21 protein-coding genes are annotated in these 24,843 nt (G+C 66.4%); 9 read left to right on the top strand and 12 right to left on the bottom strand.

Going from position 1 to position 24,843, the window contains the following annotated elements:
* Window positions 1-7: 7 nt before the first annotated feature.
* From ACZ1I2_RS23200 to ACZ1I2_RS23180, 5 genes are all read right to left on the bottom strand, one after another.
* A complete protein-coding gene (locus tag ACZ1I2_RS23200; RefSeq protein WP_465177094.1) occupies window positions 8-1,201 on the bottom strand; it encodes a glycosyltransferase family 4 protein in 1,194 nt (397 codons plus the stop codon).
* Window positions 1,201-2,874: a capsular polysaccharide export protein, LipB/KpsS family gene (locus ACZ1I2_RS23195; RefSeq protein WP_465175671.1), complete on the bottom strand. Its 1,674-nt coding sequence runs from the start codon at window positions 2,872-2,874 to the stop codon at window positions 1,201-1,203. The genes ACZ1I2_RS23200 and ACZ1I2_RS23195 overlap by 1 nt, the downstream gene beginning before the upstream one ends.
* A 143-nt stretch (window positions 2,875-3,017) precedes the next feature.
* Window positions 3,018-3,626, bottom strand: coding sequence for a histidine phosphatase family protein (locus ACZ1I2_RS23190; protein ID WP_465175672.1), 609 nt, complete (start codon window positions 3,624-3,626; stop codon window positions 3,018-3,020).
* Window positions 3,617-4,447, bottom strand: coding sequence for a 3-deoxy-manno-octulosonate cytidylyltransferase family protein (locus tag ACZ1I2_RS23185; protein ID WP_465175673.1), 831 nt, complete (start codon window positions 4,445-4,447; stop codon window positions 3,617-3,619). The genes ACZ1I2_RS23190 and ACZ1I2_RS23185 overlap by 10 nt, the downstream gene beginning before the upstream one ends.
* Window positions 4,440-5,435 carry a KpsF/GutQ family sugar-phosphate isomerase gene (locus ACZ1I2_RS23180; RefSeq protein WP_465173869.1) on the bottom strand — a complete coding sequence of 332 codons (996 nt, stop codon included), beginning with the start codon at window positions 5,433-5,435 and terminating at the stop codon, window positions 4,440-4,442. The genes ACZ1I2_RS23185 and ACZ1I2_RS23180 overlap by 8 nt, the downstream gene beginning before the upstream one ends.
* Before the next feature lie 158 nt (window positions 5,436-5,593).
* Between ACZ1I2_RS23180 and kdsA the strand changes: the two genes are divergently transcribed.
* Window positions 5,594-6,442, top strand: coding sequence for a 3-deoxy-8-phosphooctulonate synthase (gene kdsA / locus ACZ1I2_RS23175; protein WP_465175674.1), 849 nt, complete (start codon window positions 5,594-5,596; stop codon window positions 6,440-6,442).
* 14 nt (window positions 6,443-6,456) lie between these two features.
* Entirely contained in the window at window positions 6,457-6,783 is a 327-nt protein-coding gene (locus ACZ1I2_RS23170; protein ID WP_465181542.1) for a hypothetical protein, read from the top strand.
* Window positions 6,784-6,853: 70 nt separating this feature from the next.
* On the opposite strand, the gene ACZ1I2_RS23165 is transcribed toward ACZ1I2_RS23170, so the two are convergent.
* The 6 genes from ACZ1I2_RS23165 to fucP form a co-directional block, all read right to left on the bottom strand.
* Window positions 6,854-9,337, bottom strand: a complete 2,484-nt coding sequence (locus ACZ1I2_RS23165; protein WP_465175675.1) for a PAS domain-containing protein — start codon at window positions 9,335-9,337, stop codon at window positions 6,854-6,856.
* Window positions 9,338-9,440: 103 nt separating this feature from the next.
* A complete protein-coding gene (locus tag ACZ1I2_RS23160; RefSeq protein WP_465175676.1) occupies window positions 9,441-9,785 on the bottom strand; it encodes an L-rhamnose mutarotase in 345 nt (114 codons plus the stop codon).
* Window positions 9,786-10,517: an SDR family oxidoreductase gene (locus tag ACZ1I2_RS23155; RefSeq protein ID WP_465175677.1), complete on the bottom strand. Its 732-nt coding sequence runs from the start codon at window positions 10,515-10,517 to the stop codon at window positions 9,786-9,788.
* Entirely contained in the window at window positions 10,514-11,485 is a 972-nt protein-coding gene (locus ACZ1I2_RS23150) for an aldo/keto reductase (protein WP_465175678.1), read from the bottom strand. Before ACZ1I2_RS23150 ends, ACZ1I2_RS23155 begins: the two co-directional genes overlap by 4 nt.
* Window positions 11,482-12,300 (bottom strand): amidohydrolase family protein, encoded by an 819-nt coding sequence (locus tag ACZ1I2_RS23145; protein WP_465175679.1) that lies wholly within the window; start codon window positions 12,298-12,300, stop codon window positions 11,482-11,484. The genes ACZ1I2_RS23150 and ACZ1I2_RS23145 overlap by 4 nt, the downstream gene beginning before the upstream one ends.
* Window positions 12,297-13,568, bottom strand: coding sequence for an L-fucose:H+ symporter permease (gene fucP / locus ACZ1I2_RS23140; protein WP_465175680.1), 1,272 nt, complete (start codon window positions 13,566-13,568; stop codon window positions 12,297-12,299). Before fucP ends, ACZ1I2_RS23145 begins: the two co-directional genes overlap by 4 nt.
* Before the next feature lie 191 nt (window positions 13,569-13,759).
* Between fucP and ACZ1I2_RS23135 the strand changes: the two genes are divergently transcribed.
* Both ACZ1I2_RS23135 and ACZ1I2_RS23130 read left to right on the top strand, forming a co-directional pair.
* Window positions 13,760-14,728: an alpha/beta hydrolase gene (locus ACZ1I2_RS23135; protein WP_465175681.1), complete on the top strand. Its 969-nt coding sequence runs from the start codon at window positions 13,760-13,762 to the stop codon at window positions 14,726-14,728.
* A complete protein-coding gene (locus tag ACZ1I2_RS23130; RefSeq protein ID WP_465175682.1) occupies window positions 14,725-15,519 on the top strand; it encodes a GDSL-type esterase/lipase family protein in 795 nt (264 codons plus the stop codon). The genes ACZ1I2_RS23135 and ACZ1I2_RS23130 overlap by 4 nt, the downstream gene beginning before the upstream one ends.
* 6 nt (window positions 15,520-15,525) lie before the next feature.
* On the opposite strand, the gene ACZ1I2_RS23125 is transcribed toward ACZ1I2_RS23130, so the two are convergent.
* Window positions 15,526-16,485 carry a cupin-like domain-containing protein gene (locus tag ACZ1I2_RS23125; protein WP_465175683.1) on the bottom strand — a complete coding sequence of 320 codons (960 nt, stop codon included), beginning with the start codon at window positions 16,483-16,485 and terminating at the stop codon, window positions 15,526-15,528.
* Window positions 16,486-17,016: 531 nt separating this feature from the next.
* Here ACZ1I2_RS23125 and ACZ1I2_RS23120 point away from each other — a divergent pair.
* From ACZ1I2_RS23120 to ACZ1I2_RS23100, 5 genes are all read left to right on the top strand, one after another.
* Window positions 17,017-20,142: a TonB-dependent receptor gene (locus tag ACZ1I2_RS23120; RefSeq protein ID WP_465175684.1), complete on the top strand. Its 3,126-nt coding sequence runs from the start codon at window positions 17,017-17,019 to the stop codon at window positions 20,140-20,142.
* An 84-nt stretch (window positions 20,143-20,226) separates the two neighbouring features.
* Window positions 20,227-21,738, top strand: coding sequence for a tryptophan halogenase family protein (locus ACZ1I2_RS23115; protein WP_465175685.1), 1,512 nt, complete (start codon window positions 20,227-20,229; stop codon window positions 21,736-21,738).
* Complete coding sequence (locus ACZ1I2_RS23110) at window positions 21,735-23,240, top strand: tryptophan halogenase family protein (RefSeq protein ID WP_465175686.1); 1,506 nt, start codon at window positions 21,735-21,737, stop codon at window positions 23,238-23,240. The genes ACZ1I2_RS23115 and ACZ1I2_RS23110 overlap by 4 nt, the downstream gene beginning before the upstream one ends.
* Before the next feature lie 10 nt (window positions 23,241-23,250).
* Complete coding sequence (locus ACZ1I2_RS23105; RefSeq protein WP_465175687.1) at window positions 23,251-23,910, top strand: hypothetical protein; 660 nt, start codon at window positions 23,251-23,253, stop codon at window positions 23,908-23,910.
* A gap of 85 nt (window positions 23,911-23,995) precedes the next feature.
* Window positions 23,996-24,787, top strand: coding sequence for an IclR family transcriptional regulator (locus ACZ1I2_RS23100; protein ID WP_465171840.1), 792 nt, complete (start codon window positions 23,996-23,998; stop codon window positions 24,785-24,787).
* The last annotated feature ends 56 nt before the right edge of the window (window positions 24,788-24,843 follow it).

Genomic DNA, 24,843 nt, shown 5'->3' with positions numbered 1-24,843 from the left:
CGATCGCTCACTGCTGCAGTTCCCGGATGGCATCGCACACGGTGGCGATGTGATCATCCCAAGTGGGCGCGCGCCACGGCACCAGGCGCTGCATCTGTGCGGCATGGAGCGGGCCAGCACGGAAGTGATCGAGAATGTGTGCGCTCCAGGCTGGGCCATCCAGCGGATCGAGAAAGTCGGGCACTCCGCCCCCTGCCTCGCGCAGCGCGGGCAGATCGCTGCAGATCACCGGCGTCCCCATCGACAATGCCTCGGCGACCGGCATCCCATAGCCTTCCGCGAAGGAGGGCAGCAGCAGCGCGCGCGCGCCGCGCAGCAGTGCCCGCATGCGCTGGTCTGAACACCCGTTGAGCTCCTCAACATGTCCCTGGAGCGCGGTGCAGCGTTCGAGCATATCGATTACCTGCTCATTCTCCCAGCCGCGTCGGCCGACGATGATCAGGCGCGGGACGCTGCCCGGCGGCAGCGCGACCGCCAATGCCCGCCACAAGTTGAGCAACAGCAGGTGATTCTTGCGCGGCTCGATCGTGCCCACGCAAATGAAATAGGGCTCGGTCGGCGTTGCCGGGGTAAGCGAAGGAATGGGAATGTCGTGCGTGCCGAGCAGCGCGACGCGCATCGCGACATTTCGGCCGGTCCGATCGAGCCAAGGGCGCAGCGACTCGCCCGTCGCGCCCGAATTTACGATGACGCTATCGGCAAGCTCTGCGATCGTCTCGATCCGGCGCCTGTGCAACCTGGCGCCGTCGGTACGCGCATATTCGGGATATTCGATCGGAATCAAATCATGCACCAGGCAGAGGAATCGCGCCCGTTCCCGCGCCAGAATGCGCCTGACCAACGCCGGCCTGGTAAGATGATGGGGCGACGCCTGAACATAGACGCTTCCGGGCGATCCGCGTGCCACCTCCGGCAAAAGTCCCAGCAATGTCGGGAGCACTTCAACGAGCGGACGCCTCTCGACGCCACCCTCCTGATTTTCCCAGCGCCTTTCCAACGTGTCGAGAAAGCGCAGTGCCTTTGGATTCGGCAGCCTGCCATACAGGCCAAACGGGTGCACCGCCGCAAAGCGGAGCCCGTCGCCGAGCCGCGCGTGCAGCCCGCGCGCATAGGCCATCTCAACGCGATCGACGCCCGATGGCGTGTGATGCCGCGCACGCGACACCAGGCGAGACAGGTCGAGGACGACTTGCCTGGCCATCAGGCCCGTTGCCCCCGCAACCGGCCCTGCATCTGACGAAAACGCGTCACCCACCCCAGGCGATTGCGGGCCGCTCCCTGGCCGATGCGTTGAATCAGGACCTCGGGCGCGCAGGGCAGGCCGGTCACCGGGTCGAGATAGCGCGGATAGACGATCAGCACCGCTGCGATCAGTTGCTCCAGCGTCAGATGACGTCCGCGCCGACCTGGCACAGGTGCGAAATCGCGGGTCAGTCCCCAGCCGGCATAGAAGGGCGTACCGTGGCACGCCACCTCGCGCCCGCGCAGCAACGCCTCGAATCCGGTCAGCGACGTCAGTACGTGGACGGCGTCGACCTGATCCAATAACGCGGCCATACCGCCGCCCTGGACGATGCGGTCGGCATATTCGAGCGCATCCGCTTCGCTGACTGCGCCTTTGCGATGCCCCGCAATCACGTCGGGGTGTGGACGGAACCAGATTTCCGCATCGGGCTCCCGCGCGCGGGCGCGGCGCAACAGCTCCAGATTGGTCGACACCCCCCCGCCGCCCAGGCGGACCGACATGTCGTCTTCAACCTGACCCGGTACGAGTACCACTCGGCTTCCATTCCGGCGAGCAGGGAAGGCATGGCCGGCGTCGCTGCCATATTTGCTGATTCCCGCCTCCAGAATCGTCGTACGCAATCGCGCGGCCCGGGCGAGCAACGCGGGCGGGAAGTCTGAGTCGGCGAGAAGGGCTTCGAGGTCGCTCGGCCCACCCGGATCATAATGGATGCCGCGCCGATCGACCGCGACCGAGGACGGCGGCACGAGATTGCTGCCAAGGCCCGCCGACCGAATGAATCCGTCCTCGACGCGGATCAACGCCACGCTCTTCGCCGCCGCCGTCGCGGCCATGTTACCGGATACGCGCGACGGCCATATCGCGACCGCACCGCCATGCCGGGCGGCGTAAGCGAGTGCTCGCCTTTCGGACCAGAAGAACCGCAGCGCGTGCTCGGGTGTCCACAGGAACCGCGCAATTTCCGGACGCTTCCACCAGCTGAATCCGCATGCCGCGATGATCGTGCGATTGGCTTCGAACATTCCGCGCCATTCGGAGAGCAATGCCACCACCGCCTCGATACTCGTTTCCCTTGCGAAAAAGGGGTCCCGATAACGGACGCACATCAGGTCTCCGGCGACAATGCTTCGCAGCCGGGCGACGTCGTCGCCAGGCGCGCCGAACCGGCCCTCTGACAGGAGATGCACCCGCGCACCAGCAATCACCCCAAGCGCGACCCACTCGTCGTCACCATGGGCAACCAGCGCGACTCCGCGGTCCAGGACGGACCAGGGGTCGATCGGCCCGGTCGCAACGAACCCCTGGGAAACGGCGGGGGTGGGAACGACTCGGCCGGCGTCACTGGCTGGAGGAACCCACAATGTTGAGGCGCGCTCCGCCTCCGGCAGTGCCGCCAGCGTGGAATCGACTTCGGTCGACGAGCGGGCGCGGAGGATCAAGGTCGCCCTGCTGTCCTGGCTATGTGGTGCCCAGAAGGCTCCCCCGACGCGCGCATCGCGGATCACCGCAAAGAGTTGGTCGATCGCGTCGGGCGTGAGGTCCGCGGTGACGGCTCCGCATGGCTGGGTGACCGACGCATCCGCTCCGGGAAATGGCGGCGCGCGAAGCAGCGGCCTGCTCGTCTCCATCACAGCGGCTCGCACTGGTCCCGCCGCGCTCACGCGCAGGCGCCTCGCTGCGGACGACGGCGAGTCCATAACGTCGATGGCAGGGATCGGGCGCGTGTCATCGCCCAGCTTTCCCGCAATGCTGCTTCCGATGCAAGCTATGGTCAGGGTCGCTGATCCCAGGCGAGGAGTCGGAGCTTGCCTCGTTCACGGGCGATCAGGCCATAGGCGCCGGTTCGCAGCTTGAGTGAGGGAAGCCCAGCCGCCTGACTCGCCAGCGCCGGATCGGATAGCAACGCAAAGCGCGCCGCGCCATTGCTGGTCACGATCAACACCTGGCCTTCGCCCGCTCGCCACAAATCCTGCCAGCCCTGGATCCGCTGGTCGGCATCGACGATCCACCCATCTGGCGCTTTTGCCTCCGCATCCCAGGCAGAGAGCGCTTCGTGCCCGATCCTGCTGACGACATTGTCCTCGGTCTGCCCCTCATCCGGGCCATGATCGATCTCCGTCAGCCAATGGGCGGACTCGACGACGGGAGTATCCGGCAGATGAGCGAGAATGTCGGCGATCGTCGCCTGAGTCCGCTCCAGCGCTGCCGCCAGGGCGCGGTCGAATCGACGGCCCTGCCGGGCGAACGACGCGCCGAGCGCATGTGCCTGCTCATGACCGCTCGGCACGAGCGGCAGGTCAGTGCGCGCGCCGATCCTGCGGGGGGCCTCATCGGAGCCGAACGTGTTGCCATGTCGGACGATCGTGACGATCAGATCCATGATTGAGAAGGTTCGCCATGCTGCGCGATGAGGCTTTCCGCCAAAGCGACATCATCCCTGGTGTCGATGCCGGACATGGTGTGCGGAGATGCGGCTACTTCTACTGTCAGAATATCTTCGCCCGTCTCGAGGAAGCGCAGCTGCTCAAGGCCTTCAAGCAGTTCGTACGGCGTCGGCGCGGTGTTTTCGAAGCGGTCCAATGCCGAGAAGCGATACGCATAGAGCCCGACATGCCGGAACACGGGCGAAAGCGGGTTCTGGTCCCGGAGCTGCGTTTCGCCGCGGATCGAGGGAATTACCGACTTCGAAAACCACAATGCGCGGCCGTCCGCGTGCCGCACGCAGGTCGTGCCGCTGAAAGGGGAGGCCAGTTTGTGCCCGCGTAGCGCATCGAGCGCGTCCCAGGAAAGCTGCACGACGGGCGTCGCCACCGCACAGCTCGAACGACGCAGCGCTGCGATGAGCGCGGCAATCATCACCGGCTGCGCGAAGGGTGCGTCACCCTGCAAGTTCACGACAATCGCGGGCGCGATCTCGCGATCGCGCGCCACCGCCCAGGCGCGCCCAGAACCGGAGCTGATCGCAGCATCGGTCAGGACGGCGTCGCAGCCCAGGCTTCGGGCATGGTCCAGGATGCGAACGTCATCGGTGGCCACGATGACATCGGTGTTGCCGACGCGGCGTGCGCCCTCCTGGGCGACGGCCACAACCCTCGACAGCAAGGTCCGACCCGCGATCTGGATAAGCGGCTTGCCCGGCAGCCGCTGGGACGCGAACCGCGCGGGGACCACAATCAGGTCGGGCGAAATGCTGTCAGGCAACGCCCGCACGCAGGATGTCGTGGAGATGAATCACCCCGACCAGACGCATATTCTCGCAAACGAAAAGGACTGACACAGCGTTGTCGTTAAGGATTCGAAGGGCATCCGATGTCAGCGTTTCCGGGCCTACCGAGATCGGCGACGCATTCATATGCTCGCGGATATCGTCGCCGAGGTGTTTGCTCGCGAAGCTGCGTCGCAGGTCGCCATCGGTAAAAGCACCGACGAGGTGGTCGTCATCGTCGACGACTGCGGTGCACCCATAGCGCTTGCGGCTCATCTCGAACGTCGCATCGAGCAGGGTGGCGCCGCCCCGTACCATCGGCACATTGTCGCCCCGCGCCATCAACTGCGCAACCGTTGTCAATTGCGCGCCGAGCCGGCCGCCGGGATGGAACGTCAGGAAATCGGACCGGGTGAAGCCGCGCCGCTCAATGAGCGCCACGGCAAGTGCATCGCCAAGCACCGCCTGGACCGTGGTCGACGATGTTGGCGCCAGCTCGTTCGGGCATGCCTCGCGAACCGAGGGCAGGGCGAGGCAGATATCGGCCGCCCGGCCTGCTGTGCTGTCTGCATTTGCGGTCGCGACGATCAGCTTCACGCCGAAGCGCCGGCAATAGGCAATGATATCGCCGAGCTCGGTCGTCTCGCCCGACCAGCTCAAGGCGAACACGATATCGTCGAGGCCGATCATCCCGAGATCGCCATGGCTCGCTTCACTGGAATGCAGGAACAGCGAAGGCGTGCCGGTCGATGTCATGGTCGCTGCAATTTTGCGGCCGACCAATCCGCTCTTCCCCATGCCGGTGACGATCAGGCGTCCCGACAAGGCGCTGATCGCGGATATTGCGTTGACAAAGCCATAACGTAGCGGCGGCGCGCGCAACGCCTCAGCAAAGGCCTGAAGCGCATCAATCTCAATCCGCGTTGTACGGAGTGCGGAAAGCAAACCCGACTCGTCTAATATACTTGCAGCCGTCGCCTGCATAAAACTCCCCAAAACCCACAGCGCAGCAAACCGATCGGTCACCTTCTAAAGTGCTATCACGTTGACTTCCAGTGTTTCTGCAGCGCAAGGCCTCGCAACGCGATCGCTTGTTGCTCTAAAGAGACAGGCCACCTGCGGGCAAGCGAGAAGGGGGTAACATGCGTCTGTGCGGGAAAGAGATTGGTCCAAATCGGCGCATTTTTTTCATCGCCGGCCCCTGTGCCATCGAAAGCGAGGTCTTCGCGCTTGAAACGGCGACGAAGCTTGCCGGAATTGCCGACAGGCTGGGCGTTCTGCTGATCTACAAGAGCTCCTTCGACAAGGCCAATCGCAGTTCAGGAACGTCCTTTCGCGGCCCTGGCATCGAAGAAGGGCTGCGCATCCTGGAGAAGGTGCGGGAGGAAACAGGACTTCCCGTCCTGACTGATGTCCATACGGAGGATCAGGTCAGGATGGCGGCGGATGTCGTCGACGTGCTGCAGACGCCCGCCTTTCTGGCGCGGCAGACCGATTTCATCGCGGCGGTCGCGGCATCGGGCAAGCCGGTCAATATCAAGAAGGCGCAGTTCCTTGCTCCCGGAGACATGGTTCATGTCGTTGCCAAGGCACGCGCCGCTGCCGAAGCAGCGCGTGTTCCGACCGATAATTTCATGGTGTGCGAACGCGGTGCCAGCTTTGGCTACAACAACCTCGTGTCGGACATGCGCAGCCTCGCGATCATGCGGGACACCGGATGCCCGGTGGTATTCGACGCGACTCACTCGGTGCAGCTTCCGGGCGGGCAGGGCGATCGCTCGGGTGGCCAGCGCGAATTCGTGCCGCTTCTCGCCCGAGCGGCGGTGGCGGCTGGGATATCGGGCCTTTTCATGGAAACCCACCCCGATCCCGATCGCGCGCTATCCGACGGACCTAATAGCTGGCCGCTCGATCGGCTGGAAGGACTGCTGGAAGGACTGGTGGCGATCGACGCGCTGGTCAAGGATGGCGGAACCGATATGTTTCCATAGTGCAACCCACTGCGATGAGGCGTTCGATTGACATGCTCGCACATGTTCCGATCTCGATTGGTATCCAGCTGGCGTGTTGGGGCATAGGCCATCTGTTCCGGGCACCTGCCAGGGCGTCGATCTGGATCGGTTGCTTCGCCGGTGCCGCTGTCTGCGTCATGCGTGAGATAACCCAGCGCGAATATCAATGGATTGAACAGTTCGGGGGCGGCCGCCGCGCAAATATGCCGGCCTTTGCTGGCCTCGAAGTCTGGGAATGGAACAGCCATTCTATTTCGGAAACGATCGTCGCGATTGCCGCGTCCGTTACCTTGGCGGTAATCGTGGGCAAGCGCGCCTAGGACTGCGATGGCCTGACAGCGGAGCGTGGACTGACTTCGTTGCCTGATCTCGGCCGCTCACCTACCCAACTCAAGCCCTCGGCAACACCCCGCGCAGCAGTCGTTCGACTCGTGCGACAAGATCGCTCACCGCGAACGGCTTGGTGAGAATCTCCATGCCGCGCTCGACATGGCCGTGATTGAGCACCGCGTTTTCGGCATAGCCGGTGATGAACAGGACGCGCAGATCGGGACGAAGCGCGCGCGCCGCGTCGGCCACCTGGCGGCCGTTCAGCCCGCCGGGCAGGCCGACATCCGTGATCAGCAGGTCGAACCGGTCGCTCGACTGCAGCACCCTGAGACCTTCCGGACCGTCGGCCGCCTCGGCGCAGTGATAGCCGAGCTCGCCAAGCGCATCGACGACGAGCATGCGAATCGTCGGTTCGTCGTCGACGACGAGGATCCGCTCGCCGCTGCCCTGCGGGGAGCCGGCCGCGTCGCTCTCGTCACCCTGCACGTCTTCCTCGCCGAAATGGCGGGGAAGATAGATGCATACCATCGTCCCCTGGCCCACCTCGGAATAGATGCGGACATGGCCGTGCGACTGGCGGGCAAAACCATAGACCATCGAGAGGCCAAGGCCGGTTCCCTCGCCGACCGGCTTGGTGGTGAAGAAGGGGTCGAACACGCGGTCGAGCACGTCCTTCTCGATGCCGGTCCCGGTGTCGCTGACGCACACCGTGACATATTGTCCGGGAACAAGCCCGCGCTCGGCGGCGGAGCGCGCGTCGAGCCATTTGTTGCCAGTCTCGATCGTGATCCTGCCGCCGTCGGGCATGGCGTCGCGGGCGTTGATGCACAGGTTGAGGATTGCGTTCTCGAGCTGGTTGGCATCGACCAGGCTCGGCCAGAGACCGCCCGCCGCGACCGTCTCGACCGCGATCGAGGGGCCGACCGTGCGGCGCACCAGTTCGGCCAGCTCCGCCATGAGGCGGTTGATGACGACCGGCCTGGGCGACAGGGTCTGGCGGCGGGAGAAGGCGAGCAGCCGGTGAGTCAGCGCCGCCGCCCGCCGCGTGGCGCCCTGGCCGGCGGACAGATAGCGCTCGACATCGCTGCCACGCCCCTGCGCCAGCCGCGTCCCGATCATCTCGAACGCACCCGAGATGCCGGCGAGCAGATTGTTGAAGTCATGCGCCAGGCCGCCGGTCAGCTGGCCGACCGCTTCCATCTTCTGCGCCTGACGCAGCGCTTCCTCGGCATCGCGCAGTCGGTCCTGTTCGCGCAGTCGTTCACTCACGTCATGGACGAACTGATAGGCGCCGATCTGGCGCCCGTCCTTGTCGCGCAGCGCGTTGAAGCGCATCTCGTAATGGCGCCGATCACGACCGGGATCGCCGAACTCGGCGACGGCGGTGAACTCGTCGCCGGCAAGCGCCCGGCTCCACATCGCCTGTACGGCGGCCTGGCTCTCGGGCTGGTCGGCGAGGAGATCGAGCAGGCTGTCGCCGACCTTGGGATAGATGCCGAAGACGCGCTCGAACTCGGCCGCCGAGGCGCCGTTGACGGCCAGCAGGCGATAGTCCGCATCGACCACCTGGACGAAGGCATTGGTGCCCTCGACGATGTCGGCCAGGATCTTGCGTTCGGCCAGCGCGTCGTCGACCCGCGATTCAAGCGTGGCGTTGAGCCGCACCAGCTCGACCTCCGCCGCGCGGCGGGCGGTGATGTCCTGGAACAGCACCGCGACCTGACGGCGCTCCGGCGGCTCGATCCGGAAAGCCGACAGCGACAGATAACGCGCGGTCGCCTCCAGCTCGCGCTCGAAGCGGATCGGCGCGCCGGTTTCGAGCACCGTGCCATAGCGCGCCACCCAGTCGCCGGCTTCGAGCGGCACCATGTCGCGGACCTTCTGCCCGACGACATCGGGAATGCCGGCATGCCGGGCATAAGCGGCATTGGCCTCGACATGGACATAGTCGCTGAGCGGTCCGTGCGGCCCGTCGAGGAATTCGATGATGCAAAACCCCTCGTCCATCGAATCGAACAGGGTGCGGTACTGGCCTTCCTTCTCGTCGCGCTGGCGCAGCGCGAGCCGTAGGTCGAGCTGGCTCATCACCTGCCCAGCCAGGACCTTCAGCGTGCGCTGCTGCAGGTCGCTAAGCGCGCGGGGTTTCGTGTCGAGGACGCACAGCGTGCCGATCGCATGGCCGTCGGGCGTCTTCAGCAGCGCGCCGGCATAGAAGCGCAGATGCGGCGCGCCTGTCACCAGCGGGTTGCCGGCGAAGCGCGGATCGGCGCTGGTATCCGGTACCAGCAGGAAATCCTCCTCGAGCAGGCCGTGGACGCAAAAGGAGGTTTCCAGCGGGGTCTCGCGCACGCCGAGCCCGACCTCGGCCTTGAAGAACTGCCGGCCCTCGCCGATCAGGTTGACGACCGCGATCGGCGTTTCGCACAGGTCGGCGGCGAGCCGCGCGACGTCGTCGAAGATCGCTTCGGGGGGCGTGTCCAGAATGTCGTACCGCGCCAGGGCCTCGCGCCGGCGCTGTTCTGAATCCGCGACGACATCATTCATCGGTAAAGCGACCGCCCCTTGTTTTCACCGGCCTCGACGGCCAGCCAGCGTGCTTAACCTAAATTGACTGTTTTGGTTGCGCCAGCGCCGCGTCACGAATCCGTCAGGGCTGCTCAGCCAGCGAAAAGATGCGCGTGGCGGTCGTCCATTTGGCGCCGTCGCTGGCCCAGGATAGCGGGCGCTGGACACTGTCCATCCGCGTTTCCCAGGCTTGTACCGCAGCATCGATGGTGTCCGCCGCCGCCTTGGCCGCGGGATCGAAATCGGCATTGGTCTCCATCACCATGACCAGGCGGTTGCCAGTGCGATATATCTCCATATCTGAGATGCCGGACCGCCTTATGCTCTCGCCGATGGGCGGCGGCAGGGCACCGGCCGCATGCCATGCCTCGTACCGCGCGATCGCTTCCGCCTCGTCGATCAGGTCGATCAGCAGGACGTGACGCACCTAGTTGATCCAGCCGCCGTCGATGACATGCACCGCCCCGGTGGTGAAGCTCGCCTCGTCGCTGGCGAGGTAGAGCGCCAGCGCGGCGATCTCCTCGGCGCGGCCGAGCCGGCCCATCGGCTGGCGACCGATAAAGGCGCGGTGTGCTGCCTCATAATCGCCCGTGTCGTGCAGCCGCTGCTGGAGCGAGGGCGTGTCGACCGTGCCGGGGCAGATCGCGTTGCAGCGGATGCCGCGGCCGACGAAATCGGCGGCGACGGCCTTGGTGAGGCCGATCACGCCGGCCTTGGTCGCGCCATAGGCGAAGCGATCGGGGATGCCCTTCACCGAGCTGGCGATCGACGATATGTTGACGATCGCCCCCCCGCCCCTGTCGAGCATGCCCGGCAGAAAGGCGCGGATCGTGCGGTACATCGCGGTCATGTTGAGATCGATCGAAAAGGCCCAGGCGGCTTCGTTGCAGTCGAGGATGGTGCCGCCCTGCACGACGCCGGCGACGTTAAACAGTATGTCGACTGGCCCGATCGCATCGCGCAATGCCAGGATCGCGGCGGGATCGGTCACGTCGAGCGCGCGGCAGTCGATGCCGTCCAGCCCGGCCAGGGTGGCGGGGTCGCGATCGGTCGCGATCACGGTCGCGCCTTCCGCGGCGAACAACAGGGCCGAAGCGCGTCCGATGCCCTGTCCGGCGGCAGTGATGAGGGCGGTCTTTCCGGCTAGTCGCTGAGTCATGATGCCTCTTGTCGAAGGGGGATGTCTGCCTGGTCGAGCGCCGTCCACAGCGCCTCGGGGATCGGCGTGGCCAGCCGCACCAGCGTGTCGCGCAACTGGGGGACGCCGACAATACCCGGGATAACCGTCGCGACCTGCGGATGGCGAAGCGGGAATTGCAACGCCGCGGCGGGAAGCGGCACACCGTGCGCCGCGCACATCGCCGCCAGTTGTCGAGCGTGTGCCAGCATGTCGGGCGAAGGCGGCGCATAGTCGTAATGCAATCCACCGCCGTCGCCGAGATCATGGCGCGCGAGAATACCGCTATTGTACGGGCCGCCGATGATCACGCGGACACCGTGCTCGGCGCACAGCGCGAATAGTGCATCGGCGCCGCGATCGAGCAGCGAATAGCGGCCGGCGAGCAGGATCACGTCCAGCGCGACGCGCGGCAGCAGGTCGAGGCAGATCGCGACTTCGTTGACGCCGATGCCGATCGCGTCGACCGCACCGGTATCGCGTAGCGCGCGCATTGCCGCATAACCGCCGTCGAGAAAGGCGCGGCGGTGATGCTCGTGCCGGTCGCCATGAGTCACCACGCCGAGATCGTGCGCCAGCAGGATTTCGACCCGGTCGCGGCGCAGGCGTTTCAGGCTCGCCTCATGCGATCGCCGGATGCCGTCGGCGCTGTAATCGAACACGGGCTCGAACGGATCGGCATCGACGAACCCGTGCCGCGTACCGCGAGCAGAGGTTGGCTCGAGCAGACGGCCGACCTTGGTCGAGACGATTGCATCATTCCCGGCGAGCGCTGCACCCAGCCGCCGTTCGGCCAGGCCGAAGCCGTAATGCGGCGCGGTGTCGAAATAGCCGATGCCGGCCCCGAGGGCTGCGCTGACGGTCGCGTGCGCCTCTTCGTCTGAGACGGCGCGATAGAGATTGCCGATCGCCGCAGTGCCCATGCCGAGGCGGGGGAGGGCGATGCTCATGCCCGTATCCGGGGATAGAAGGCGCGCGCGTTGCGGCCGAAGACGGCATCATGCTCGCTGGTCGGGATCGCACCCCGGGCGAGCGCCAGCCAGGCGGCATAGTCGCCGCGCAGGTTGAGCACCGGCCAGTCGCTGCCCCAGATCAGCCGGTCGCCGCCGAACAGCGCATGGACCGCGCGGATATAGTCAAGCACGGCCTCGGGGGGCTGGTCCGGGGCCGTCTCGGTCAGCAGGCCGGAAAGCTTGCAGGCGATCCGGGGATGCCGGGCCAGCGGCGCGATCGCCTCATGCCAGCGGTCATGGCCGCCAGCGCCGATCTCGGGCTTGGCGGCATGATCGATCACGATGCGCAGGCGCGGATGCCGATCGGCGAGACGGTCGAGCGCCGGCAGGTGTCCGGGCCGGATCAGCGCGTCGAGGGTCAGGTCCCGATCGGCGAGCGCCGTCAGCCCCGCATCCAGCGCCGGATCGTCATAGGCATTGGCGGGCAGATCCTGCATCATCGGCCGAATCCCGACCAGCGGCCCCGCCGCGATCAGCGCGTCGAGCCGGGCCCCGATATCGGTCGAGGCGAGATCGGCCCAGCCGACGATTCCCGTAATGAACGGCGAGGCCGCCGCCTGATCGAGCAGCCAGTCGGTATCGCGGTCGCTCGCCTGGCTCTGGACCAGGATCGCGGCGGTTACGCCGAGCGGCACAGCCAGCCGCCCGATCTCAGCCAGCTCGTGATCGCGGTGGATCGCGGCGAGATCGGCGGTCGGCCAGGTGCAGTCGTTGCGGCCGAGGCGCCAGATATGGACATGAGCGTCGATCAAACGCGGTCACCCAGATGGCTCCGCGCGAACAGCGCCACCACCGCGAAGCACAGCGCCGGCACCACCATCGCCGCGCGGATCGTGCCGGCCTGGTCCGAGGCGACGCCCATCAGTGCCGTGATGACCGCCCCGCCGATGATCGCCATCACCACCAGCGACGCGCCGGGCTTGGTCAGCGGCCCGAGGTCGCGCAGCGCCAGCACGAAGATCGTCGGGTACATGACCGACATGAAGAAGCTGGTGGCGACCAGCGCGGCGACGCCGACCGGCCCGCCGATCACGGTGGCGAGCAGGCAGAGCAGGGCGTTGATCCCCGCGAAGCCGAGCATCAACCGCGCCCCGCTGATCCGCGCGAGCAGCGCGCTGCCGACGAAACGGCCGAGCATGAACAAGGCAAGCGAGGCAGTCAGCAGCCAGGCGGCGTTGCGCTGACCGAAACCAGGCAGGGCCGCATCGACATAGCGGATCAGATAGCTCCACACCCCGACCTGCGCGCCGACATAGAAGAACTGCGCCGCGACCCCGAACAGATAGTGCGGCCGTCCGAGCAGGGCGCGATAGCCGGCGAGGCTGCCGGGCCCGGTTTCGCGCGGGCGCAACGCCCGGGTTGGGAAACGGGTGATCGCCAGCAACGCCGCCCAGCCGAGCACGACGGCTGCGATCAGCATATAGGGCAGCCGCACCGCCTGGGCGTCGGCGATGGCCGATTGCGCGCTGTCGCCGGCGGGCAGGATCAGCAAGGCGCCGAGCGTCACGCCGGTGATCGAGCCGAGCGGGTTGAAGGCCTGGGCGAAGGTCAGCCGGCGCTCGGCGCTTTCGGCTGGACCAAGCTCCGCCACCATCGGGTTCGCCGCGGTCTCGAGAAAGGCGAGCCCGCTTGCGATCACGAACAGGGCGAGCAGGAAAAAGCGATAGCTGAGCGCGGTCGAGGCCGGCCAGAACAGCAGCGCGCCCAGCCCGAACAGGCCAAGCCCGAAGATCACCGCGGCCTTGTAGCCGAAGCGCTGCATGAACAGGGCGGCCGGAATCGCGAAGCAGAAATAGCCGAGATAGAAGGCCGACTGCACCAGCCCCGACTGGAAATCGCCGAGCGAGAAGACGTGGCGGAAATGCGCGATGAGTACGTCGTTGAGATTGTTCGCGACGCCCCAGAGGAAGAACAGCCCGATCACCAGGATCAGCGCGCGGCGGCTGGTGGTGTCGGTGGTGTCCGAGGCCACGGCGATCGACGGGGCCGTTCCGTCGATGGTGGTGCCTGACAACGGCATGCTCAATCCTCCCCATGCCTGCTCGCCGGTCGCGGCGGCGTGCTTTGACCAGTGATAGCCGATCGTTTCGTCATTGTGAAATGTGAAACATGTTTTCACCAGTGATTAAATGCGTTGCGGCGCGCGGTGCGTCTGCCCTATCAAACGCCACGACAAGCGCGCATCCAGGCGCGGCGAAGGGGAGAGATGGGATGGTCGACATGTCACGCCGTGTCGTGCTGCAAGCCGGGGCGACGCTTGCGCTGCTGCCCGGCGCCGCCATCGGCCAGCCCTTTGCCGGAGAAGAGACGGTGCCTTTGTGGCCCGGCGCGATCCCGGGCGATCGGGGTATCGTGATCTGGCCGAAGACTGACGATCAGTCGAAGGACCCGGCGCATCCCGACCGCTGGCTGACCGGGGTCGACCGCCCGGTGCTGGTGGTGTGCCGTCCGGCCCGGCCCAATGGCGCCGCAGTGCTGGTAGTACCGGGCGGCAGCTACCGATTCCTCGCTTATGACAATGAAGGCATATCGCAGGCGCGCTGGCTCAACGAGCGCGGCGTGACTGCTTTCATCCTGCGCTACCGCCTGCCGGTGGAGGGATGGAATGGCCGCAGCGAGGTGCCACTGCAGGATGCGCAGCGCGCGATGCGCATCATCCGCGCCGGGGCGCAGCGTTTCGGGATCGATCCCGCGCGGGTTGCGGTGCTGGGATTCTCGGCGGGCGGTCACCTCGCCGGGTCGCTCGCGACACGCCATGCCGAACCGCTCTACAAACCAGTGGATGAGGCTGACCGGCTGCCGGCGCGCCCCGATCTCGCCGCGCTGATCTATCCGGTGCTGTCGATGGCCGCATCCTTTACGCATATCGAATCGCGAGACGATCTGCTGGGCAAGGGCGCTTCGGTCGCCGAGCGGGAGCGCCATTCGATCGAGATGCGGGTCGATGCACGCACGCCGCCCACCTTCCTCGTCCATGCCTCGGACGACGGGCTGGTCCCGGTCCAGAACAGCCTGGCGCTGTACGCGGCTCTGCTCGCGGCGGGGCGCCCGGCCGAGCTGCATGTGTTCGACGAAGGCGGGCACGGCTTCGGCGTGCGTGCTCCTCAGGCCCTGCCCGTGATGAGCTGGCCGCGGCTGCTCGCCACCTATGCCGCGCGCAAGGGCGTGTTCCCGGCATGAGGATGCTGGTCTGGCTGGCGGCCGCGCTGGCGATCGCGGCGCCGGTGTCGGCGCAGGACCATTATCAGAGCTCGCCCGAACGACGGACGGTCGTCGAGAAGGACTGGGGCCCCTGGCTCGGCCCATTCCGCGCGAAGCTGGTGCCGAGCCTGATGCAGGATTTCAGTGAGCGCTATCTCTACGCCGCGGCGAACCGCGCGCTGCCGCCGCCCCGGCCGGGCGAGCATCGTGTGGTGTTCCTCGGGGATTCAATCACGGATCTCTGGGACCTCTCCAGGGCCTTTCCCGGCAAGCCCTATGTCAATCGCGGCATCGGCAGCCAGGTCACCGCGCAGATGCTGTTGCGCTTCCATCAGGATGTCATCGCGCTGCGCCCCTCGGCGGTAGTGATCCTCGCGGGCGTCAACGATCTGCACGGCGTGCTGCAGCAGGAGACCGAGCAACAGATCGAAGTCAATTACGAGGCGATGGCCGACCTCGCCGACCGGCACGGCATCGCAGTCGTGTTCGGATCGGTCATGCCGGTGAACAACTACACGGACAATGCGCGCGACATGCTGAAGGAACGCGATCCTGCGGTGATCCGCGCGCTCAACGCCTGGCTGAAGGCGTTCTGCCGGACGCGCGGCTATGGCTTTGCCGATTATCATGCTGCGATGACTGACGGGCATGGCCTGCTTCAGCGCGACCTGACGCGCGATGGCCTTCATCCGCTGCCGAACGGCTATGCCCGCATGGTACCGATCGCGCAGGCGGCGATCGACCGCGTTCTTGCCCGCACGCGCCGTTGAGCGCCGTCAGGGCTTGTCTGCCAGCGAGCGGGCGAGGTGAGCGGTAAGGTCACGGCGCTGCTCCGGGCTGAGCGTGCCGAACACGCCGCGCACATGCTCGGGCAGATGCCCGGCCGGGTCGCCGTTCGCGTGGAAGACGAGATGATCGAACATGCCCTTCCAGATCGCGCGCCGTTCCGCCGGCAGATCTCCCATCGCAAGGAGCGCGTGAAGCAGCGCGTTCAGCGGTGAGGCTGCTTCGCGGATGTCGTTCCACCAATAGTTGATCAGCACGCTCAGCGGATCGAGCGAGCGTACCGCATGCCACCAGAAATAGGGGATGAAGATCGCGTCGCCGGGCGCGAGCTCCGCCGTCTCCGCTGCCTCCAGCGCCTGGGCGAAACGCGGATAGCGGTCGAGATCGGGCGCCTCGACATCGACCATGCTGACCGGCGCGCCGGCTGGCGTCATCTCGAGCGGGCCGACATAGAGGTTCGCGATCTGATCGGGCGGGAACAGCGTGAAGCGCCGCCGCCCGCCGACGACGCAGGCCAGATTGTCGTTGGAGTCATAGTGCGTCGCGACCTGGACTGCGTTGCCGATCCAGATCCTCGGGCGCACCTCTGGCAGAAGCGGCATCGGATTCGCGTCGGCAAAACCGGGGAGCACCTCGTCAGTCGGCGCCGACTGCATTGCGATGGCGAGCGGTTCGGCGGTGGCCGCCTGGTGGAGCAACTGGCCGACCACGTCGCTCACCCGGGCATCGCGCCGCCCGAAATTGAAACCGGCCATGTCGTCGCGGTAGAAGAAGCGGCCGCCGATAGCGGGCGCTCCCACCACGCAGCCGGCCGACTTGCCGCTGTCCATCGCCGACAGATAACGGGCGAGGTCGGCGGCGCCGCGCCGACCCTCGGCGACGGCCGGCCAGTTGGCGACCAGCCCGCGCAGCACGGCGGGCCGCGCCTCGGCGATCACCGATCGGAACATGGCCGGGTCGACTTCGCGGATTGCCCTGATGATCCTGCTCCCTCCCGGTTTTTGCCCGGGACTCGTGATGGACGAACATAGCTCCTTCGGAATGAATTTCGCCAGAAAACCTGCGCAATTCTGTGAAAAAGACACGCACATGTAAAAATAATCGCATATTCAGCTATGCTGCACATGCGAGCTATTTTTCGCGATGAATCGCTCAGCCATGGGATAGACACCGGTGTCCTTGGACATTTCCCGGTATGCAGTCTGCTGCATTGCGGCGGCTCAATTTTGCTGCGCTGCAATATGACAACGTACGTCTCATGCTTGAAAATCATTTTTACCAGTGCTAGACAATGCGGGCAGAAAGAGCGCTCAAGCGTCGCATATCGGGAGGATCGAAGGCTCAATCGAATTGCCGCTGTCAGATGCGCCGGACGGGTTCCGGTGGACGGACGTGCTTCGATCGCAACGATCCTGTCGACGAGACCAATGGATGACGGGCGTCGCGAACGGCGCCGACTTCACGGGGAGGGGACCCTTTTGATGGTATTCGATGAAATCGCTTCTGGACCGGCCCGGTCGATGGGTGCCTCCAGGCGCCGGCATCTCGGCGCGTCCTCGCTGGTGATCGCGGCGATGATGCTGCCGATGCCTGCCCTGGCGCAGACTGCCATCGCCGATGCCGCCGGCCAGGCCGGCGCCGGGGGTGGCGCAGGCCAGGGCCCCGATGCCCAGGCGTCCGAGCAGGACTCGGCGCTCTCGACCGACACCAAGGGCGATATCGTCGTCACCGGCATTCGCGCCTCGCTGCAGACTGCCCAGGCGCGCAAGCAGAATGCCGAGCAGATCGTCGATTCGATCACCGCGCAGGATATCGGCGCGCTGCCGGACCGTTCGGTGTCGGAAGCGTTGCAGCGTATCGCCGGCATCACGCTCCAGCGCACCAACGAGAATCGCGACCCTGCCCGCCTGTCGTCCGAAGGCGGCGGCGTGTTCATCCGTGGTCTTTCCTGGGTGCGGTCCGAGCTCAACGGCCGTGACGTCTTCTCGGCGAACAACGGTCGCGGGCTGAGCTTCGAGGATGTATCGTCGGACCTGCTCGCCGGCGTCGACGTGTACAAGAACCCATCGGCCGAACTGGTCGAGGGCGGCATCGGCGGCATCGTCAACCTGCGCACGCGCAAGCCGTTCGATTCCACAGGCCTCGTCCTCGCGGCGTCGGGCGACTATAATTATGCCGATCTTCGGAAAAAAGGTTTCTGGTCGGGCAATGTGCTGGCCAGCGATCGCTGGTCGACGCCGCTCGGCGAGATCGGCGTGCTGCTGTCGTACAGTATCGGCAATATCGGAAATCGCACCGACAGCATCTCGGCCGGCCGTTACGATGCGGCGCCCCTCGGCAAGGCGCAGGACGGCGTGCCCGCGGGGACGACCGTTTTTGTTCCCAACGGCATGGGTTTCCGCCAGATCGACTGGGAGCAGAAGCGGACGGCCTTTGTCGGATCGGTGCAGTGGAAACCGAGCGAGACCTTGCTGCTGACCGGCGAAGCGTTGATCAGCCAGGCGGACCCGCATGATATCGAACATGCGGTCGGCGATTATGCCGGGCCGTCGGTCGCGGCCAATTCACCCGACATCGGAACCTATACTTTCGGTCCGAACCGCGAGCTCTCCTCGGGCACGATCACCAATCGCCAGATCAATCCGGATACGCGGTTCGGGTCGCAGCACAAGAAGACGCAGGATTATTCGCTCAATCTGCGCTGGACGCCCGACGAGCATTGGGCGTTCAGCGCCGATGTCCAATATGTGAAGTCGACGGCGCAGGTGGTGAGCATGACCGCCTTCACCCAGACCAACACGCTCGGCACCTTCAAGTTCGATTTCCGCGGCGACGACCCCTCGCTGACCGTCACGCCCACCGCCGGGCCGGGCGCCAGCTTCGGCACCTGGGCCAACCAGAGCAGCTATTGGTGGGCCGCGGCGATGGACCATATCGAGGACAATGAGGCGCATGAATGGGCCGAGCGCGCCGATGTGGAATATAGCTTCATCGACAACCCGTTCCTGAAATCCTTCCGGCTGGGCGCGCGCGGCACCGATCGTACCGCGATCACCCGCCAGACCGGCTACAATTGGGCGCTGCTCAGCGAGCAATATTGGGGCGCGACCGGCAACCCGGTCTATCTCAACCAGACAGGCTATGCCGGCGGCCCCAAGGCGCCGGGTCTTCCGGGCCAGTCGGAACTGTTCACCTACAGCAATTTCTTCCGCGGCAAGGTGCCGGCCATCGGTAGCAGTTTCTGGTTCCCGAGCAACGCGCTGGTCAGCAACGGCACCGCCAATGCCTATAATTACCTGAAGAGCACTGAATCCGGCGGCTGGGGCTGGACCCCGCTCAGCAGCGATTATTCGCTCGCCGCGCCGGGCGCCGACAATGTCAGCGGTGGCATCAACAACCAGAGCGAGAAGACCAGGGCCGGTTACGCCCTGCTCCGTTTCGGCTCGGATGGCGGCCTTCATTTCGATGGCAATATCGGCGTTCGCGTCGTCAACACCGACACCGGCGCGACCGGTTCGGCGATCCGGGTCGCGGCACCCACGGCGGGCTGCACCGTCGGGACTCCGATCACGTCGGGGCCGAGGGCGGGGCAGACGGTCACCCAGGCCGATTGCAACCTGCTGGCCAGCGCCGTCGCCTTTTCCGGCGGCAATATCGGCGGACTGACTCAGGCGCATAGCGGTTCTTACACCGATGTACTGCCCAGTCTGAATCTGCGCTTCTTCCTCCAGGACAATCTGCAGCTCCGCCTGGCGGCCGCCCAGGCGATCGTCCGTCCGACCTTCGCGCAGCTCAATCCCTTCACCACCCTCGGGTTCAGTTTCGACTCCGCCACTGGCATCGCCAACGGCACGGGCGCGGGCGGCCGGGTGACGGCTTTCACCGGCACGGCGGGGAATCCCGATCTCAGGCCGACACGATCGAACCAGTTCGACGTCAGCCTGGAATGGTATTTCTCGAAATCGAACAGCCTGACCCTGGCGGGCTTCTACAAGGACATCAGCAACTATATCTTCGCGGGCGTCGCCTCGCAGACCTATACGAGCGGCGGGCAGACGCTGACCTTCGACGTGACCCAACAGACGAATGGCGCGCACGGCAAGATCAAGGGTTTCGAGGTCGCCTATACCCAGTTTTTCGACATGCTGCCCGGGCCGCTCAGCGGCCTCGGCTTCCAGGGCAACTTCACCTATGTCGACAGCTCCGGCGGCAGGAATACCGCGGTCAATGTGTTCGATTCGAACCAGACGACCAATGCGATCAGGCCGAACCTGCCGCTCGAGGGCCTTTCCAAATACTCGTTCAACGTGGCGGGCATCTACGAGAAATACGGGATATCGGCGCGGCTCGCCTATAACTGGCGGTCGAGCTATCTGCTGACGACCTCGGCGGCGAACATCAACTTCCCGGTCTGGTCGGAGAAATACGGCCAGCTCGACGGGTCGATCCTCTATTCGATCGACAAGCATTTCAAGATTGGTGTGCAGGGCACGAACCTGCTGAACGCGCGGACTTTCCTTGATGTCGGCGATCCCGATCTCAAGCCGCGCTACAGCTGGACGGACACCGATAGACGGTTCGCATTCCTTGTGCGTGGCGTTTTCTAGCCCCTCCTGTAACCTTGCGCCCCCGGAGCGATCCGGGGGCGTTTTTTGGCTACTATGACCCTCCTGATTGCGTAGACCGTTTCCATGAGTGAGGCGCCCGTCCGCAGGATCGTGATCGCCGGCGGCGGGACCGCGGGCTGGATGGCGGCCGCGTTGCTCGCGCGGCTGATGCCGCCGCCCTTTGCCGAGATCGTGCTGGTGGAGTCCGACGAGATCGGCACGATCGGCGTGGGTGAGGCGACGGTACCGCTGATCACCCAGTATAACGGGCTGCTCGGCATCGACGAGCCCGACTTCGTCGCGAAGACCAACGGCACCTTCAAGCTGGGCATCGAGTTCCGCGACTGGGGCGAGGCGGGCAATGTCCATTTCCATGGCTTTGGCGATTATGGCGACGCCATCCAGGGCGTGGCGCCGCATCACCATTGGCTGAAGCTGCACGAGGCGGGCGAGACCGCGCCGATCGAGGACTGGTCGATGCCCTATGCGGCCGCGCGCCGCGACCGCTTCGCGCCGCCCGAGGCGATGCGGGGCGAAGCGGCGTTCTACAAATATGCCTATCATTTCGACGCTAGCCTCTATGCCCGCTACCTGCGCGGCTATGCCGAGGCGCGGGGCGTGCGGCGGCGCGAGGGGCGGATCGGCGATGTCGTGCTCGATCCTGAGACCGGGAATGTCGCCAGCCTGACGATGCAGGATGGCGGCGAGGCCATTGCCGGGGATTTCTTCATCGACTGCACCGGCTTTGCCGGCTTGCTGATCGCGCGGGCGCTCGGCGTCGGTTATGTCGACTGGTCGCATCTGCTGCCGTGCGACCGGGCTGTCGCGGTGGGGTCCGAACGGCGGGGGCGGATGACCCCGTTCACCCGGTCGACCGCGCGCGCCGCGGGCTGGCAATGGCGCATCCCGCTGCAGCACCGGATCGGCAACGGGCACGTCTACGCCAGCGCCTTTATCTCCGATGACGAGGCGGTGGCTACCCTGCTCGACAATCTCGACGGCGCCGCGCTCGGCGAGCCTCGGCTGCTGCGCTTCACCACCGGGCGACGCGCGCAATTCTGGCATCGCAACGTCGTCGCGATCGGGCTCGCCGCCGGGTTCCTGGAGCCGCTCGAATCCTCGAGCATCCAGCTGATCCAGACCGGACTCGCGCGGCTCGTGGAGATGCTGCCCGACAAGCGCTTCGATCCGGTACTGATCGACGAGTATAACCGCGTCACCGCGAACGAATATGAGCGGATCCGCGACTTCCTGATCCTGCATTATTGCCGCAGCCGCCGGCCGGAGGCGATGTGGTCGCAGTGCCGCGCGGCCGAGATCCCGGAGACGCTCGCGCGCAAGATCGCGGTGTGGGAAGCGGGCGGCAAGGTGCCGCTCTACAGCGAGGAATCCTATCAGGAGCCGAGCTGGGTCTCGATCTTCCTCGGCAATGGCGTGCTGCCGCGGCGCTATGACCCGATCGTCGACCAGCTGCCGCTCGAGCATCTGCGCGGCGGCATGGCGCAGCGGCGCGCGGCGATCGCCCGGGCGGCGGAGACGATGCCCGATCATGCGACCTTCCTCGCCCGCTGCTGCCCGGCGCCGCTGGCCGCATGAGCGACGGCAACGCCATCCGCTCGATCCTGGTCGCGGGCGGCGGCAGTGCGGGGTGGATGGCGGCGGCGGCCCTGTCCGCCGCGCTGGTCGGCACCGGTTGCCGCATCACCCTGGTGGAGTCCGAGGAGATCGGCACCGTCGGGGTGGGCGAGGCGACCATCCCGCCGATCCAGGCGTTCAACCGCATCCTCGGCATCGACGAGGCGGCGTTCGTCCGCGCGACGCAGGGGACGTTCAAGCTCGGCATCGAGTTTGCCGACTGGCTGCGGCCGGGGCATCGCTATTTCCATCCGTTCGGGCGCTATGGCGACGATTTCGGGATGACGCCGTTCCACCAGCAATGGCTGCGCGCGCGGGCCGAGGGCGATGCGACCCCGCTCTCGGCCTATTCGCTGACTGAGGCCGCGGCGTACCTCAACCGGTTCGACCGGCCGCCCAATGATCCGCGCTCGGTCTTCTCGACTTTCTCCTATGCCTATCACTTCGACGCCGGGCTCTATGCCGCCTATCTGCGCGCCTATGCCGAGGCACGGGGAGTGGTCCGGGTAGAGGGCAAGATCGCCGAGGTGGCGCTGACGCCGGAGACGGGGTTCGTCGAGGCGCTGGTGCTGGAGGACGGGCGGCGGCTGGAGGCCGAGCTGTTCCTCGACTGCACCGGCTTTCGCGCGCTGCTGATCGGTGGGGCGCTGGGAGTGGGATACGACGACTGGAGCCAGTGGCTGCCGTGCGACCGGGCGATCGCGGTGCCGAGCGAACGCATGGCGGACCTGCCGCCCTATACCAGGTCGACCGCGCGGCCGGCAGGGTGGCAATGGCGCATCCCGCTGCAGCATCGCACCGGCAACGGCCATGTCTATTGCAGCCGCCATATGGACGATGACGAGGCCGAGCGCATCCTGCTCGCCAGTCTCGACACGCCCGCGACCGGCGATCCGCGCCGGCTGCGCTTCACCACCGGGCAGCGCAAGGTCGCCTGGGAACGCAACGTGGTCACCCTCGGGCTCGCCTCGGGCTTCCTCGAGCCGCTCGAATCGACCAGCCTTCACCTCGTCCAGAGCGGCATCACCAAATTGCTCGCCTGGTTTCCCGACCGCGATTTCGATCCGCGCGTCCGGCACGAATATAATCGCCTGGTCGCGCGGGAATTTGAATCAGTGCGCGATTTCTTGGTGCTGCATTACCGGGCGACCGAGCGCGAGGGACCGTTCTGGCAGGGATGCCGCGAAATGGACATTCCCGACACGCTGGCCGCGAAGATCGAGATGTTCCGCCATAGCGGCCGGCTGATCGAGCGCGACAAGGACCTGTTCCACGAAGCGAGCTGGCTCGCGGTGCTGCTCGGCCAGGGCATCAGCCCCGAACGCTACGACACGCTGGCCGAAGTGGTGCCGCTGAACGAGGCGCGGGCAGTGCTGGGCGGGATGCGCAAGGTGATCGCGACCACGGCGGCGGGCATGCCGGGGCATGCCCAGTTCATCGACCGCCATTGCCGCGCCGGGTGAGGAGAGACGGATGAGACAGGCTGGATGGGCATTCGCGGTGGCGCTGGGATGCGCCGCGCCGGTGGTGGCGCAGGACGCCGCGCCGGTGCGCGGAGAGGCGGGCGCCGAGCTGGTGTCGCGCCGGGCGAGCGGCGAGGTGCATGTCGTGGCCGATCCGACGCTGTCGGACGGGCGGCTGGTGTTGCGCATCGTCGTGCTGAACCGGGGCACGGCGCCGCTGAGCTTCGGGCCGGGCGATGTCGCGGTGGCGACGGCGGACGGCACGCCCGTGCCGCTGGTGCCGCGCGCGACCCTGCTGGCGGAGCAGGGCGGCGGCCGGCCGGGCAGCGCGACCGAGGACACCAGCCAGGGCCATGCCGGCGCCGCGTTGCTGGTCACGCCCAACGGGCAGACCGACGTCACCGGCTTCACCGGCGGCATGGGCACGACCACCGCCGGCGTGCCGCAGGGGACGATCGACCGGTCGAAGCGGCGCGACCCCAGGGCCGAGGCGGCGGTGGCGGCGCTCGACGCCGTGCTGCTCAAGCCGATCACGCTGAAGCCGGGCGCGGCCGATGGCGGGCAGGTCGTCACCACGAAGCTGAAGCGCGGCAAGACCGCCATGGTCACCGCGACGATCCTGGTCGCGGGCGAGCCGCACCGGTTCGAGATCGCGGTGCCGAGGCGCTGAGCGGACCCCCGTGACGAAACGGTTGCCGCCCGACCATCGACGGTCCTATCTGATCGCATCCCCCGATCGAGCAGCGAGGCGCGGCGTGCCATCAGACGAGACCACCATCGACGACGACGACCGCCGCTACAAGGCGCCCGCGCTGGAGAAGGGGCTCGACATCCTTGAGTTGCTGGCGACCGCGCGGGGGCCGATGACCCTGACCGGCATCGTCAACGAGCTGGGCCGGTCGCATGGCGAGCTGTTCCGCATGGTCCAGGTGCTCGAGTTCCGCGGCTATATCGAGCAGGATTCGGCGGCGGAGGGCTATCTGCTGACTGACCGGCTGTTCTCGCTCGGCATGCAGCAGCCGCGGATGTACAGCCTGGTCGAGCTGGCGCTGCCGGTGATGCGCCAGCTGTCGCTCGATCTCGGCCAGTCCTGCCATCTCGCGGTGCACACGCTGGGCGAGATGGTGGTGGTGGCGCGGATGGAGTCGAGCGAGCAACTCGGCTTCTCGGTGCGCGTCGGCTACCGGCGGCCGCTGCACCAGGCGGCATCGGGCGCAGTGCTCTATGCCTTTCAGCCCGAGGATGTGCGCCGGCGCTGGGAAAAGCTGCTCAGCCCGCCGCTCGGCGACGAGGAACTGGCCAGCTTTCGCGCGCATGCCGACGAGGTGCGCAAGCGCCGCGTCGAGCTGACGCCGAGCAAGTTCGTGGCGGGCGTGACCGACATCTCCGCGCCGGTGATGCGCGGCGGCGTGGCGGCGGCGGCGCTGACCGTGCCGTTCCTGAAGAAGCTGGGGCCGCATCTGCCGCGGGCCGATGCCGGCGCCTATGTGCGTGCGGCGGCGGACCGGATCTCGGATCAGCTGGTCGAGGGCGATAGCCGGATCTGATTTTCGTGGGGCCTCGGGACGCTGAGGCCGCTCCATACTTCCTTGTGCTCCCGCGA

It is taken from the genome of Sphingomonas sp. BL-S-29 (assembly GCF_055521495.1).
Note: the sequence above shows the minus strand (reverse complement) of the source record. Positions and strands in the feature narration are given on the sequence as shown.

What these genes read in the sequence shown, in the direction of transcription:
- ACZ1I2_RS23200 (WP_465177094.1), bottom strand. Translation starts at nt 1,201, where the DNA reads ATGGCCAGGCAAGTCGTCCTCGACCTGTCTCGCCTGGTGTCGCGTGCG.
- ACZ1I2_RS23195 (WP_465175671.1), bottom strand. Translation starts at nt 2,874, where the DNA reads ATGGAGACGAGCAGGCCGCTGCTTCGCGCGCCGCCATTTCCCGGAGCG.
- ACZ1I2_RS23190 (WP_465175672.1), bottom strand. Translation starts at nt 3,626, where the DNA reads ATGGATCTGATCGTCACGATCGTCCGACATGGCAACACGTTCGGCTCC.
- ACZ1I2_RS23180 (WP_465173869.1), bottom strand. Translation starts at nt 5,435, where the DNA reads ATGCAGGCGACGGCTGCAAGTATATTAGACGAGTCGGGTTTGCTTTCC.
- kdsA (WP_465175674.1), top strand. Translation starts at nt 5,594, where the DNA reads ATGCGTCTGTGCGGGAAAGAGATTGGTCCAAATCGGCGCATTTTTTTC.
- ACZ1I2_RS23170 (WP_465181542.1), top strand. Translation starts at nt 6,457, where the DNA reads ATGAGGCGTTCGATTGACATGCTCGCACATGTTCCGATCTCGATTGGT.
- ACZ1I2_RS23165 (WP_465175675.1), bottom strand. Translation starts at nt 9,337, where the DNA reads ATGAATGATGTCGTCGCGGATTCAGAACAGCGCCGGCGCGAGGCCCTG.
- ACZ1I2_RS23155 (WP_465175677.1), bottom strand. Translation starts at nt 10,517, where the DNA reads ATGACTCAGCGACTAGCCGGAAAGACCGCCCTCATCACTGCCGCCGGA.
- ACZ1I2_RS23150 (WP_465175678.1), bottom strand. Translation starts at nt 11,485, where the DNA reads ATGAGCATCGCCCTCCCCCGCCTCGGCATGGGCACTGCGGCGATCGGC.
- fucP (WP_465175680.1), bottom strand. Translation starts at nt 13,568, where the DNA reads ATGCCGTTGTCAGGCACCACCATCGACGGAACGGCCCCGTCGATCGCC.
- ACZ1I2_RS23135 (WP_465175681.1), top strand. Translation starts at nt 13,760, where the DNA reads ATGGTCGACATGTCACGCCGTGTCGTGCTGCAAGCCGGGGCGACGCTT.
- ACZ1I2_RS23130 (WP_465175682.1), top strand. Translation starts at nt 14,725, where the DNA reads ATGAGGATGCTGGTCTGGCTGGCGGCCGCGCTGGCGATCGCGGCGCCG.
- ACZ1I2_RS23125 (WP_465175683.1), bottom strand. Translation starts at nt 16,485, where the DNA reads ATGTTCCGATCGGTGATCGCCGAGGCGCGGCCCGCCGTGCTGCGCGGG.
- ACZ1I2_RS23120 (WP_465175684.1), top strand. Translation starts at nt 17,017, where the DNA reads ATGGTATTCGATGAAATCGCTTCTGGACCGGCCCGGTCGATGGGTGCC.
- ACZ1I2_RS23115 (WP_465175685.1), top strand. Translation starts at nt 20,227, where the DNA reads ATGAGTGAGGCGCCCGTCCGCAGGATCGTGATCGCCGGCGGCGGGACC.
- ACZ1I2_RS23110 (WP_465175686.1), top strand. Translation starts at nt 21,735, where the DNA reads ATGAGCGACGGCAACGCCATCCGCTCGATCCTGGTCGCGGGCGGCGGC.
- ACZ1I2_RS23105 (WP_465175687.1), top strand. Translation starts at nt 23,251, where the DNA reads ATGAGACAGGCTGGATGGGCATTCGCGGTGGCGCTGGGATGCGCCGCG.